This window comes from Cupriavidus sp. H39, from assembly GCF_050271075.1.
Lineage (GTDB): Bacteria > Pseudomonadota > Gammaproteobacteria > Burkholderiales > Burkholderiaceae > Cupriavidus > Cupriavidus necator_B.
This window is the reverse complement of sequence record NZ_CP189848.1, coordinates 2,798,000-2,810,669: the sequence shown is the minus strand read 5'-3', so window position 1 is coordinate 2,810,669 and position 12,670 is coordinate 2,798,000. Positions and strand designations below refer to the sequence as shown.

The following is a 12,670-nucleotide window of genomic DNA, read 5'->3' as shown; positions in this document are numbered from 1 at the left end:
CGGCCAAATGACTACGATCCGTCTCAAGGATAACGAGCCTTTCGAAGTTGCCCTGCGCCGTTTCAAGCGCACCATCGAGAAGAACGGGCTGCTCCCGGAGTTGCGGGCCCGCGAGTTTTACGAAAAACCGACCGCCGCGCGCAAGCGCAAGAAGGCTGCCGCAGAGAAGCGCCATTACAAGCGCATCCGCAGCCAGATGCTGCCGAAGAAGCTGTACTGACGCTGGCTTCGCGCTTGTTCCTCACCCGCTGTGGCGTCGGCTCGGCGGGTTTTTGCGTTGTGGGCCTTGCAGAGCGCGGCATCCGTCGCCATGTGTAAGCGCCCGCCTACTTTCTGGAAGATCACGATGTCCCTCAAAGCCCGTATCAGCGAAGACATGAAGACCGCCATGCGCGCCCGCGAAACGGAGCGCCTTGGCACCATCCGCTTGCTGCTGGCAGCGATCAAGCAGCGCGAAGTCGATGAGCGCGTGGAACTGGACGACACCGCGGTGCTTGTCGTGGTCGAAAAGCTGATCAAGCAGCGCAAGGACTCGATCGCGCAGTTCCAGCAGGCAGGCCGCAACGACCTGGCCGATAAGGAGCTCGCCGAGGTTGAGGTGCTGAAGGTTTACATGCCCGCGGCGCTGTCCGATGCCGAAGTGGCCGCCGAGGTGGAGCAGGCGGTCGCCGCCACCGGTGCCGCGGGTCCTCAGGACATGGGCAAGGTGATGGGCGTGCTCAAGGGCAAATTGGCTGGCCGTGCCGACATGACCGCCGTATCGGCCCTGGTCAAGGCGGCGCTTGCACCAAAGTAAATACTGATTTAATCGGTTGTAAGCACGATGTGGGCAAAATCCTGGGTGATTGCAGGAGTTGCGTGCAGATGTGAAGCAATCCGGGCGGCAGTACCCCGCTGCACTACAATAATCCGATAGCAGCCGGGCGCCGCACCGGTCACGCATTCCAAAAAGGGCCGCCCGCCGTGGGACGGCCAAGCCTCAGGACGGTCAGTCGGGTGATTCCGCAATCCTTTATTCAGGACCTGCTCAACCGTGTCGACATTGTCGATGTGGTGGGCAAGTATGTGCAGCTGAAAAAGGGCGGCGCCAATTTCATGGGCCTGTGCCCGTTCCATAACGAAAAGTCCCCGTCGTTCACGGTGTCGCCGACCAAGCAGTTCTATCACTGCTTCGGCTGCGGCGCCCATGGCTCGGCCATCGGCTTCCTGATGGAGTTTTCGGGCCAGTCCTATCCGGAGGCGGTGCGGGAGCTGGCCCAGTCGGTCGGCATGACCGTGCCGGAAGAGCGCGACCGCCTGCCGCCCGGCCAGCGTGCCGAGCAGCAGGCGCGCTCGGTGGCGCTGTCCGACGCCATGGCCCGCGCCACCGATTTCTACCGCCGCCAGCTGCGCGGCGCCCCGCAGGCCATCCAGTACCTGAAGGGCCGGGGGCTGACCGGCGAGATTGCCGGTCAGTTCGGCCTGGGCTATGCGCCGGACGACTGGCAGGGGCTGGAAGCGGTGTTCGGCAGTTATCGCGACGACAATGTGGCGGCGCCACTGGTCGAGGCGGGCCTGCTGATCGAAAGTGACAAGCGCGACGCGGACGGCAAGCCGCGGCGCTACGACCGCTTCCGCGACCGCATCATGTTTCCGATCCGCAACACCAAGGGCGCGGTGATCGGCTTTGGGGGTCGCGTCATGGGGCAGGGCGAGCCCAAGTACCTGAACTCGCCCGAGACCCCGCTGTTCAGCAAGGGCACGGAGCTGTACGGGCTGTTCGAGGCCCGCCATGCAATCCGGGAAACCGGCTATGTCCTGGTGGTCGAAGGATATATGGACGTCGTGGCGCTGGCCCAGCTCGGTTTTGCCAATGCCGTCGCCACCCTGGGCACGGCGTGCACGCCTGTGCACGTGCAGAAGCTGCTGCGCCAGACCGATGCGGTGGTGTTCTCGTTCGACGGTGACTCGGCCGGCCGACGCGCCGCCAGGCGGGCGCTGGAAGCCTGCCTGCCCCACGTGGCCGACAACAAGACCATCCGTTTCCTGTTCCTGCCGGCCGAGCACGACCCCGACAGCTATGTGCGCGAAGAGGGCACCGAAGCCTTTGCCGCGCAGGTGCGCAATGCGATGCCGCTGTCGCGCTTCCTGCTGCAATCGGTCACCGAGGAACTCGATCTGCGCCAGCCTGAGGGCCGTGCGCGCGCCCAGTACGAGGCCAAGCCGTTGCTGCAGGCCATGCCCGCGGGTGGGCTGCGGCTACAGATTGTGCGCGAACTTGCCGATGCCACGGGGACGACCCCGGCGGAGATCGAGGCGATCTGCGGCCTGCGCAGCGATCCGGCGCGGGTCGGTCGCTTCGCCCAGCCGCGTCCGCGCGCGCGCCGACAGGCCCCGACCGGCCTGGAGCAGCGGGTGATCCAGCTGCTGATGTGCTACCCGGCGCTGTCGGCGCGGCTCGATGAAGATGCGCGCGCGCTGCTGCTGGACGGGGAAGGCGCGGACAGCGAAGTGCTGGCGCACCTGGTCAGCGCGTGCGACGGCGTCGAGGGCGAGGTGAACTTTGCGGCCTTCAGCGAGCACCTGGCCCAGTCGCCATATGCCGAGGTATATGCCGCGGCGCGCACGGCGGTGCTGCGAGAAGAGATTGAAGAAGCACCCGCCATACAGGATTTCGACGCGGCCATCACCAAGTTGCTGGCCGAGCCGCTGCGGCGCGAACTCGACAGCCTGCAGGCCGAAGTGGTGGCCGGCACGGCCGACGAAGCGGCCAAGCAGCGCATGCGCTGGCTGGTGGGTGAAATCCACCGGCGGCGCCAACTGGGCTGAGGCGCCGGCGGGCGCCCTGGCCTTCAACCGGGAGGCGGCAGCAAGCGTTGGATGAGCATTGGATCAGGGACCGGGCCCGGCTGTGCCGAGCTTAAGCCTTGATTTTTCAGGTGAAAACCTCACCTGACAGGGAGCCGGCTATGCGTGGCGTGCTACAATAGCCGGTTTGGATTGCGAAATCTTTCTCTCCAGTTCTGGTGAAAGTGAGCGTGCCAATGGCAAAGGCCAAAGCAACCGAAAGGGTTACCTCTAAAGCTCCCCAATCAGGGAGCGGCAAGGCGTCTGTGAAAACCACGGCGGCGAAGACATCGACCGCGACCGTCAAGACGCCAGCCCGGTCTGCGCCATCAAAGTCCGTGCGCCGCGCGCAAGCGCCCGCCGTGACGACTCCCACCAGAACCCGCACATCCAAAGAGACAAAGGCCTCGACTTCGGCACGCGAGAGCGGCAAGAGCGCCAGTACGAGCGGCAAGGTTGCCGCGTCTGCATCAGCATCTGCACCAGTGAAAGGCAAGAGTATCACCGTGGCGAAACAGCAGAATACCGAAGTCGAGAGCAAGCGAGCGGCAGCCGCCGGCGCCAAGAGCGGAGGCGCCAAGCAAGGCGCGGCCACTACGGCAACCAAGGCGCGTGCCGCGACCCCTGCATCCGTTGCATCCGAGCGTCCCGCTGCGCCGGCAATCAAGCCGGAGCCGAAAAAGCGTGGCCGCAAGCCCAAGGCCGAGATGCAGCACGACGACAGCACAACAGACGACGTGACTGAAGAGTTTTACGAGAACGATACGCGCCCGGCGGCAACACCAGCCGCGGCGCCGAAGACCGAAAAGCAGAAAGCCAAGGACCGCAAGGCCAAGGAAAAGGCCCTGCTCAAGGAGTTCGCCTCGACCCAGCAAGGCACCGAGGAAGAACTCGAGCTGCGTCGCCAGAAGCTCAAGGCGCTGATCAAGCTCGGCAAGTCGCGCGGCTACCTGACCTACGCGGAAATCAACGATCACCTGCCGGACGACATGGTCGATTCGGAAACGATCGACACGCTGGTCGCCACGCTGAACGACATCGGCATCGCCGTCTATGAACAGGCGCCCGATGCCGAGACGCTGCTGCTCAACGACAACGCCCCGTCCGCCACCAGCGAGGAAGAAGCCGAGGAAGAGGCCGAGGCGGCCTTGTCCACGGTGGACTCCGAGTTCGGCCGCACCACCGACCCGGTGCGCATGTACATGCGCGAGATGGGCACGGTCGAGCTGCTGACGCGCGAAGGCGAAATCGAGATCGCCAAGCGCATCGAGGCCGGCCTGAAGGACATGGTGATGGCGATTTCGGCTTGCCCGGTCACCATCTCCGAGATCCTGGCCCATGCCGAGCGCGTCGCCAACGACGAGATCAAGATCGACGAATTCGTCGACGGCCTGATCGACCCGAACGCCGAGGAAGTGGCCGAGTCCCCGGCCGCGGCCGCCGCGCCCGCCGCCGATGAAGAGCTCGATTCCGACGACGACGAAGACGCCGACGAGGAAGACGACGAGGAAGGCGGTGCCGGCGCCGGTGCCTCAGCGCGCCAGCTGGAAGAACTGAAGCAGAACGCGCTGGAGAAATTCCGCGTGATCGCCGAGCAGTTCGACAAGATGCGCCGTGCGTTCGAGAAGGAAGGCTACAACTCCAAGCCCTACGTCAAGGCCCAGGAAGCGATTCAGGCCGAACTGATGGGCATCCGCTTCACCGCCCGCAACGTCGAGCGCCTGTGCGACACGCTGCGCGGCCAGGTGGACGAAGTGCGCAAGCTCGAACGCGCCATCCTGAATACCATCGTGGACAAGTGCGGCATGCCGCGCGCCGATTTCGTCGCCCGCTTCCCGGGCAACGAGACCAATCTCGAGTGGATCCACACCGTGGTTGCCGATGGCAAGCCGTACAGCACCATCGTCGAGCGCAACGTGCCGGCCGTGCACGAGCTGCAGCAGAAGCTGATCGACCTGCAGGCCCGCGTGGTGCTGCCGCTGAAGGAACTGAAGGGCGTCAACCGCAAGATGGCCGAAGGCGAGCGGCGCGCCCGCGAAGCCAAGCGCGAGATGACCGAGGCCAACCTGCGCCTGGTGATCTCGATTGCCAAGAAGTACACCAACCGCGGCCTGCAGTTCCTTGACCTGATCCAGGAAGGCAACATCGGCCTGATGAAGGCGGTGGACAAGTTCGAATACCGCCGCGGCTACAAGTTCTCGACGTATGCCACGTGGTGGATCCGCCAGGCCATCACGCGCTCGATCGCCGACCAGGCGCGCACCATCCGCATCCCGGTGCACATGATCGAGACCATCAACAAGATGAACCGCATCTCGCGCCAGATCCTGCAGGAAACCGGCAACGAGCCGGATCCGGCAACGCTGGCCGAGAAGATGGAGATGCCGGAAGACAAGATCCGCAAGATCATGAAGATCGCCAAGGAACCGATCTCCATGGAAACGCCGATCGGTGACGACGACGACTCCCATCTGGGCGACTTCATCGAGGACACCAACACGCTGGCCCCGGCCGAGGCGGCGCTGCACGGCTCCATGCGCGACGTCGTCAAGGACGTGCTGGACTCGCTCACGCCGCGCGAAGCCAAGGTGCTGCGCATGCGCTTCGGCATCGAAATGAGCACCGACCACACGCTGGAAGAGGTCGGCAAGCAGTTCGACGTCACGCGTGAACGGATCCGCCAGATCGAGGCCAAGGCCCTGCGCAAGCTGCGCCACCCGAGCCGCTCGGACAAGCTGAAGAGTTTCCTGGAAGGCAACTAAACGCTTCCAAGGGCCTCTAGCTCATGCCTGGTTAGAGCAGCGGACTCATAATCCGTTGGTGCCGTGTTCGACTCACGGGAGGCCCACCAATGCAGTCGGAAAGGGGTTACGGTGAATGCCGTAGCCCCTTTTTTCATGGCGGCGCCGCCCCGCGTTGCGCATCCAGCGCCTGGCCAGCGCTGTCATGGCTGTGGCAGACGGCAATTCATCGCCGCACCGCCGTCAATGCTCCAGCACCATCCTGACCGCATCGTGATCGCTCGGCATCTGTTCGATCAGCTCGACCGTCGCCGACACCTGCCGCTTCGCCAGCACGACAAAGAAGTCGAGCTCTCGCTCCTGGCGCCCGCGGTGGGTGGCCTTGCCGCAGTAGAAGACCTGGCGGTACGCATACCTCAGCCTGGCCTGGGTACGATCGTTTTCGCGCCCCAGCATCGCGCTGATGTCTTCCGGGCTGGCGTTGAAGTCGCCACCGATGACGATGAGGTCGTACTTCTCGTAGCAGCTGGCCTTGTCGAAAGCGCGCAGCAGCGCGCGCGTGTCGCCGTTCTGCGGCGCGGCGATCGAATGCCATGAAATGAACAGCACCTTGTCGATGGCGACGCCGCTGGCGGTGCGGCCGGCGACGCCACCTGCAAGCACCACGCCGTCCCGCTCGTCGACAATGTCGACCTGCGTGGCGCGCACCTGCGCCGCGAAGGTTGTCTCCAGCAACACGTATGGAGTGCAGCGCTCATCGTATGCCCCGACCGTGCATCCATCAAACACCTTCCAGTTGGCGGCGGCACCGCTGCTCACCAGCTTCTCGCTGCCGCCCTCCTGCAGCATGATGATGGTGGGACCGGTCGCGGCCATGCGGTCGATGGCGCGCTGCTTGTCTGCGCGCGTGTGGTTGCCCTGGCTGTTCCACGAATAGACGATGATCTTCGACATGGTGTTCCCCTTGCTCGTCAGGCCTTGCCGCGGACTCCCGCTGAAACGGGCTGGCGCAGGCGCGGCGTCGGCGGATGATCGGTCATTGCGCCAGATGCGGGAGATGCGGTGACAGCGTCAGCACAGCGCGGCGGTGGCGACCTTCCAGCGACGCAGCCGGTCCTCCAGGCCGTTGGTGCCGCCGTTGATGCGCCGCGTCAGCGCGATGAAATCGCCGCTGTCGGCGAGCGCGTTGCAGCCGTGCGCGCGCCACCACCACGCCGCCGAGCGCGCGGCCCAGGCGTCCTGTTCGAGCAGTTCGGGCGTGGCGGTCACGTCGACGCCCAGCGCCGCGGCGCACGCCGCGTAGTTGGCGCGGCCGGTGATCTGGATCAGCCCCCGGCCGCGGAAGCGCTTGCCATCGCCCGGTCGCACGTTGCCGAGCACCATGGCCTTGCGCGAAGGCGGCTCGTACAGCGCCTGCGCCGGCGTCGGTCCCCACAGCTCATGGGTGAACTGGAAGCCGAGCGACTCGTGGCCGGTCTGTGCCAGGAAGGCGGCGATGCGTGCCGCGCCCGCGATGTCGTAGGCCTGCATGGCGTCGCGCAAGCGGGGGAACCAGCGCGCGCACTGCGGCTCGCTCAGGCCGGTGGCGGCGCGGAACTGTTCTGGTGTCATTTGCATCGGCTGGTCTCCTTGTAGTGATGGCGTGCTGTGTTAGCGGTGGCTCATGTCGGTGCCGGCACGGCTACTGCGCGGGCCACGTGCCGTTGGCCACCAGGGTGTCGATGGTGTGTTGCAGCGGGTCGGCGCTGACGCTGAATTCGCCCGCGAACGGGCGATCGACCGCGAGCAGGAAGAAGAACGCCAGGCCGATGGTGACGGCCCAGGCGGTGATCAGCGCCAGGTTGAAGGGCGTGGCCGGCAGCACGTACAGCAGCGCGAACGACAGCGCGCTGACGATGACGATCACGCCCCACAAGGTGTTGGGCATCGCGGCGTGCAGCGTCAGGACCCGCTGCTGGCGGTACTTGACCATCTCGTTGACACGCGTCAGCACCTCCGCCAGCAGCACGGTCTGGCGGCTGTCCAGCGGACGGATCCGGTTGGCCAGGTCGAACATCGCGTCAAAGCGCTGTTCGGTGTGCGCATCGGGCTTGCCGTGGCGCTGCATCTGCGGCCATTCCTGGTGCACCACCATGACCAGGTAGGTGCGCAAGGCCTGGCCGGCGGCATCGGCGGCGCTGCTGTCGAACGCGGCCAGGTCGCGCGCCAGTTCGCCCGCCGCGGCGGCTTCGGCGGCTACGGTGCGGTCGGCGGAGTTGTAGGTGTCCCAGACGTTGATGGCGGCAAAGGCCACCAGCAGCGAGTTGATGGTGGTGATGATCGAGACCATCGACACCGCCATCGCGCGCTGCTCGGCATCGATTTCGATCAGCGTGAAGCGGCGGGCGATGGCATAGCCGGCCAGCACCAGCACCACGATGGCCGACACCACGAGCGCGGCCATGCCGGTGCTGGGCAGGCTGTAGAGAAACAGCATGGCGTTCACTCCTTGCGCGGTTCGCGCGGCGCGTTGCCGCGCACCGCGGTTTCGACGATCTCGACGATGCGCTGCAGCAGCCGATGCACGGCGGTCGCGGAGAAGCCGCCCAGCATCGACAGCGCCGGCTTGCCGAAGCTGCGCATGCCGGCCGAGTCGAACAACTGCGGCGGCAGCATCTCTACCAGGATCAGGCCGGACATGACGCCAAGGATCAGTTGCGCGGCGTAGGCGGCGTCGTACTTGGGGTCATAGGTGCCCTTGGCGATATAGCCGTGGACCTGGAACAGCGAGGCGAACGAGGCCCCCAGCCCGGCGCAGAACAGCAGGAACAGCATGTTGAACAGCAGCGTGCGGCCCGACGAGGCCAGGATGCCCGCGCGCATGTTCTCCATCGACACCTCGGCGGGCAGGCCGGTCAGCACTACCGCCAACAGGCAGCACACCGCGGTGCCGGTCAGGGTGCGCACCAGCGGCACCGGTCCGAGGCAGGCGAGCGGATGCGCGCGGCGGCGCTCGTCGTCGAGCAGCGCGATGCATTGCGGCGTGGCAGGCGCGATGGCCCGGGCAAGGTCCTGGTGAAGCTGCGCGAGCTGCCGCGTGGAAGCGGCCGGCACGTCTTGCGGTAGCGACGAAGGTGCTGGCGCGGCGGCGCCTGCCGGCAGCGACGCATCGCCGGCCGCGGCCGCCTCGCGCTCTTGACCGAGCAGCACGATCCAGCCCGCAGGCAGCGGGAGGCCCAGCCGCAAGGCATGGCTCGCCATGGCTTCGCATTCATGCCGAAGTTGCCCGTCAAGGGTCAGCAGGCTGGCCGGCGCAGCCGCAAGTCCGCGCGGCCATGCCGGCGCCGGCGTTGCCGCCGCCGGGCTGGCTGCCCCGGAATTTGCCGCGGCGGAAGCGGCGCGGCGCAATGGCGCCGAGGTGAAATCGAGAGTGCGCATGATGTCGGAAGACGGAAGCGGCGGCCCGGCACGCCGGGCCGCATTGCCCGCGAAGCGGGAAGGCGCGTGCTACTGCGGACGGCCCAGCAGGCGCTGCAGGTTCTGCAGCTGCGGCAGGCCGACGCCAAAGCGGTTCTCGGGGTCGTGCGCCACGATCGGCGAGCTGATGGCGCGGATCAGCTGGAACAGCGCCGCGACGCGGCGCGGTCCGCGCGGCCCCATCCACGCGGCCAATTGCGGATCGGACAGCAGCAGCGCCGCCAGTCCCGCGATATGGGGCGCGGCCATCGAGGTCCCGGAGTCGGGCATGAAGGCGGCGCCCGGCACGGTCGAAATGATCCCCACGCCAGGGCCGCACACGGCGATCTGCGGGCCGAAGCACGAGAACGTCGGCGCAAACAGCCCGGCGCGCGTGGCAGCATGCTGTACCACCTGCGTACGCTCCCAGACGTCATGCGGCAATTCGCTCTGCAGGCCCAGCGCCGATACCGCCAGCACCGACGGCGAGGCCGCCGGGTACTGCACCGGCCCGCCCGAATTCCCTGCGGCGACGATGCAGGCCACGCCGCTGTGCACGGCCTCGATCAGTTTCTGCTCCACCGCCTGCGACGGCTGGGGCGCGCCAAGGCTCAGGTTGACCACGTCGATGTCGTGGTCGACGCAGTAGTCGAGTGCCTGCAGCAGCGTGCTGAACTGCCCGCCGGGAAAGATCTTGAGCGCATGCATCTCTGCCTCGGGCGCGAAACCCAGCATGGTGGCCTGGGCCTCGGCAGACGCGCGGCCCGGCTCGCCCGGCTGCGGCCGCGCGCCGATCACGCCGGCGCAGTGCGAGCCATGGCCGATGGTGTCGAGGCGCCAGGTGTCGTCGGTGCCGGTGCCGGTCAGGTCCCTGCCATGGCGGATATGCGCCAGCAGCGGGTGCGCGGCATCGGCGCCGGAATCGACCACCGCGACGCGCACGCCGCGGCCGCCGAAGCTGCGCGTGAGCCGGTCCAGTCCCATCAGCCGCTGGCCCCAGCCGAAGCGCGCCTGCGGCGGCACGTCGGGATTCGGTTGCGACAACGGCGTCACGCGCACCACGTTGGGCTGGCCGGACACCACCTGGGGCGACAGCAGGTACTTGTTCCAGTAGCCGCTGAGCGGCCGCACGAACAGCGAGCGCGCCGGCCCGGCTTGCTGCTGCACCAGCGCCAGCGTGGCTTCGCCGCTGGCGTCGGTGGTGGCGGTCGCGGGAAAGCCATCGCCCGCGAGCGTGATGGCCACGCCCGCCAGCGGCGCGTCGCCGGTGCCCAGCACGCGCACCAGCACCTGGCGCGACACCGGGCCGTCGAAGGCCGATTGCGGATGCAGCCGGTCGGAGGTCTCGACTTCGGACTTGCGGCCATAGCCGAGCGGATGGTCTTCCTCGACGATCATGTGCGGCGGCGCCGTGGCCTGCAGCATCTGCGCGTGCGCGGCGTCGAGCTTGACCACATAGGTCTTGGCGGCCTCGTCGGGGCGCACCGAATGCAGGTGCGTGTTCTTGTGGCCTTCGACCACGTCCACGATTTCCACACCGGGCAGCTGCGTGACCGTGCTGTGCAGTTCGCCAGCCGACATCGGCGTCACGCCCGCCTGCTGCGCCAGCGCGTGGCGCCGCGGCGCGATCAGGTATTGCTTGCGGCCAGCGTCCAGCGCCACGGCCTCGCGGCCAGCCGAGCCGCCATGGCTGCCTGCGCCGGCGCGCGCGGCGTCAGCTTTCTTGTCTCGTTCCATTTGCTTTCTCCACCGGCGCCAGCAGGCGCGCGTATCGGTTCGGGCGGGCCGGCGCGTTAACGCGGGCCCGCGGCGAGGCGCCGTCAGGCGCCTGGGGTCATGCGCAGGGCATCCTGTGCGCGGTCATGCGTAGACCACTTGGGGCTGGGCCGAGAACGGCAGCAGCCCGCCGAGATGGCCGGCCACGGTGCCGATCTGCTGGCCCACATTGGCATTGCCCAGCAGGCCGCCCACGGCATGGCCAAGGGTCGGCGCCACCGCGCCGATCAGCGAACCGAACACGCCCTGCGGTGCCAGCGCAACCTGCGGCTGGGCCGAGAACGGCAGCAGCCCGCCGAGATGCCCGGCCACGGTGCCGATCTGCTGGCCCACGCCGGCGTTGCCCAGCAGGCCCCCCACGGCATGGCCGAGGGTCGGTGCCACCGCGCCGATCAGCGAACCGAACACGCCCTGCGGTGCCAGCGTGACGGTGGGCAAGGCAGAGAACGGCAGGTAGCGGGCGCCTTCGCGGACGATGTTGGCGCCGTGAATGGCCACCGTGGGATAGCCGGCGGCAGTGCCGGCCGCCTGGATGAACCCCGGGGCGTGGGTCGAGATGACGGTGCCGATCGGGCCGGTATGGCCGGGCTCGGGGAACGTAATATGCTGGGCCAGCGCGCCGGCGGCGGCGCCGGCGACATGGCCGATCACCGGGTTCACGTAGTGCGTGACCACGGCCTGCACGCCGTCACGCACAGCCGGGGCCACCGCGTCGTTCATCGCGCTCTGCGGCACCAGCATCGGCTGCGCGGAGAACGGCAGCAGGCTGCCGATGCCGCTGACGAGATTGCCGAGAACACCCTGCGGCGCCAGTACGGCAGTGTGGATGGGGTAGGTCATGACGACTCCTTTGAGCAACTGCGTGGATTGAGTGAATTGAGGCGGCGCCGCGCGTAGCGGGCGCCGATGCCGCGCCTGTCGCCTTGCTGCGCATTTGCGCGGCACCGGGGCAGGTGGACTCATTCTTGGTTTTTGGCCCGCGCTATCGCCATTGGGCAAATGCGGTATTGGCAGTGGATAATGCCGGGCAACAATCAGAATTAAAAATCGCGCAGCATGAATTGGCTTTTAAATACAAAAGCCAGCACCTAGAATTCGCCACTGCTGCCCGCATCCGGATATTCCGGATCGCACTGTCGGGAAGTGCGAACCACCATGCCGGCGCAACACCGCAAGACATCGAAAAAAAAGCAGTGATCTGGAGCCCGACCGGGCCGCCCCCGGTGCCGCTCGTAGGTCCGAACTAGCCTTGCACTAAGGGTCCTGTGATGCACTGACGCACAGTTAGACGCGCGGCTGCCGCTCCTGCGACGGAACCATTCGTTCCAACGCATGGAGCCCTCCGCATGAACCTCACCACGCGGGAAGAGACGGTGCTCGCCTGCATTGCCCGTGGCATGAGCGATCGCGAGATCGCCGCACGTCTTGCATTCTCGGTATCGACGGCGCGCAAGCACCGCGAGCATCTGCTCGCGAAAATGCAATTGCGCAAATCCTCGCAATTGACGATGTACTATCTCGCGCGCCAGCGCGAGCTGTTTAAAAAAGCGGGCCCGCTCCCGCGGATAATCCATTCTCGCAACGCGAACGTGAATATCTGGAATGGCTGGGGCGCGGCCTGAGCGACAAGGAAATCGCACGCGCGCTGGGCATCAGCGACCAGACCGCGCGCACCCATCGCGCGCGGCTGCTGCAGAAGACGGGCGCAGGCAATGTCTGCGCCCTGCTGTTTTTGTGCGTGCGCCGGGGATGGCTGGCGCTGCCGCGCGACCAGACCCGCGGCGCCGCGCCGGCATAGCCCAGCCACGCACTGTTGCGCGGTACCGCATTTGCCCAATGGCCCGGCACGGTGGTGGCTTCCGACAATGGACCATGCAGCCGCCGCATGGCGA

Annotated in this window: 14 protein-coding genes and 1 tRNA gene; 8 read left to right on the top strand and 7 right to left on the bottom strand. The window is 66.9% G+C overall.

The features are described 5' to 3' along the window. The first annotated feature begins 7 nt into the window (after positions 1 to 7). The 3 genes from rpsU to dnaG all read left to right on the top strand — a co-directional run bounded on the left by rpsU (position 8) and on the right by dnaG (position 2,808). Positions 8 to 220 carry a 30S ribosomal protein S21 gene (rpsU, locus tag ACOCMH_RS28400; protein WP_171516120.1) on the top strand — a complete coding sequence of 71 codons (213 nt, stop codon included), beginning with the start codon at positions 8 to 10 and terminating at the stop codon, positions 218 to 220. A gap of 126 nt (positions 221 to 346) precedes the next feature. Beyond that, positions 347 to 796 (top strand): GatB/YqeY domain-containing protein, encoded by a 450-nt coding sequence (locus tag ACOCMH_RS28395; RefSeq protein WP_427310611.1) that lies wholly within the window; start codon positions 347 to 349, stop codon positions 794 to 796. Between the two features lie 200 nt (positions 797 to 996). Further along, positions 997 to 2,808 (top strand): DNA primase, encoded by a 1,812-nt coding sequence (gene dnaG, locus ACOCMH_RS28390; protein ID WP_427310609.1) that lies wholly within the window; start codon positions 997 to 999, stop codon positions 2,806 to 2,808. Positions 2,809 to 2,914: 106 nt separating this feature from the next. Here the strand turns inward: dnaG and ACOCMH_RS28385 are convergent, their stop codons facing one another. Next, positions 2,915 to 3,322 (bottom strand): hypothetical protein, encoded by a 408-nt coding sequence (locus ACOCMH_RS28385; protein WP_427310607.1) that lies wholly within the window; start codon positions 3,320 to 3,322, stop codon positions 2,915 to 2,917. Between ACOCMH_RS28385 and rpoD the strand changes: the two genes are divergently transcribed. Both rpoD and ACOCMH_RS28375 read left to right on the top strand, forming a co-directional pair. After that, on the top strand, positions 3,312 to 5,588 hold the full coding sequence (gene rpoD / locus ACOCMH_RS28380; protein WP_427310605.1) for an RNA polymerase sigma factor RpoD: 2,277 nt from the start codon (positions 3,312 to 3,314) through the stop codon (positions 5,586 to 5,588). The two genes, ACOCMH_RS28385 and rpoD, sit on opposite strands and share 11 nt — an antisense overlap. A gap of 10 nt (positions 5,589 to 5,598) precedes the next feature. Beyond that, positions 5,599 to 5,677: transfer RNA gene (locus ACOCMH_RS28375), tRNA-Ile, on the top strand. A gap of 133 nt (positions 5,678 to 5,810) precedes the next feature. Here ACOCMH_RS28375 and ACOCMH_RS28370 read toward each other — a convergent pair. From ACOCMH_RS28370 to ACOCMH_RS28345, 6 genes are all read right to left on the bottom strand, one after another. Next, a complete protein-coding gene (locus ACOCMH_RS28370; RefSeq protein WP_427310603.1) occupies positions 5,811 to 6,521 on the bottom strand; it encodes an endonuclease/exonuclease/phosphatase family protein in 711 nt (236 codons plus the stop codon). Between the two features lie 117 nt (positions 6,522 to 6,638). Continuing rightward, a complete protein-coding gene (locus ACOCMH_RS28365; protein WP_427313387.1) occupies positions 6,639 to 7,178 on the bottom strand; it encodes a glycoside hydrolase family 19 protein in 540 nt (179 codons plus the stop codon). 70 nt (positions 7,179 to 7,248) lie between these two features. Continuing rightward, the gene (locus tag ACOCMH_RS28360) at positions 7,249 to 8,043 is read right to left on the bottom strand and encodes a DUF4239 domain-containing protein (RefSeq protein ID WP_427310601.1); all 795 of its coding nucleotides are present in this window, start codon (positions 8,041 to 8,043) and stop codon (positions 7,249 to 7,251) included. Between the two features lie 5 nt (positions 8,044 to 8,048). Next, positions 8,049 to 8,984: a hypothetical protein gene (locus tag ACOCMH_RS28355; RefSeq protein ID WP_427310599.1), complete on the bottom strand. Its 936-nt coding sequence runs from the start codon at positions 8,982 to 8,984 to the stop codon at positions 8,049 to 8,051. A gap of 69 nt (positions 8,985 to 9,053) precedes the next feature. Continuing rightward, positions 9,054 to 10,739: a S8 family serine peptidase gene (locus ACOCMH_RS28350; RefSeq protein ID WP_427310597.1), complete on the bottom strand. Its 1,686-nt coding sequence runs from the start codon at positions 10,737 to 10,739 to the stop codon at positions 9,054 to 9,056. 123 nt (positions 10,740 to 10,862) lie between these two features. After that, entirely contained in the window at positions 10,863 to 11,618 is a 756-nt protein-coding gene (locus tag ACOCMH_RS28345) for a hypothetical protein (RefSeq protein ID WP_427310596.1), read from the bottom strand. A gap of 125 nt (positions 11,619 to 11,743) precedes the next feature. Between ACOCMH_RS28345 and ACOCMH_RS28340 the strand changes: the two genes are divergently transcribed. The 3 genes from ACOCMH_RS28340 (at position 11,744) to ACOCMH_RS28330 (ending at position 12,576) form a co-directional block, all read left to right on the top strand. Next, the gene (locus ACOCMH_RS28340) at positions 11,744 to 12,025 is read left to right on the top strand and encodes a hypothetical protein (protein ID WP_427310594.1); all 282 of its coding nucleotides are present in this window, start codon (positions 11,744 to 11,746) and stop codon (positions 12,023 to 12,025) included. A gap of 99 nt (positions 12,026 to 12,124) precedes the next feature. Continuing rightward, positions 12,125 to 12,400, top strand: coding sequence for a response regulator transcription factor (locus tag ACOCMH_RS28335; protein ID WP_427310592.1), 276 nt, complete (start codon positions 12,125 to 12,127; stop codon positions 12,398 to 12,400). Beyond that, on the top strand, positions 12,376 to 12,576 hold the full coding sequence (locus tag ACOCMH_RS28330) for a response regulator transcription factor (protein ID WP_427313386.1): 201 nt from the start codon (positions 12,376 to 12,378) through the stop codon (positions 12,574 to 12,576). Before ACOCMH_RS28335 ends, ACOCMH_RS28330 begins: the two co-directional genes overlap by 25 nt. The last annotated feature ends 94 nt before the right edge of the window (positions 12,577 to 12,670 follow it).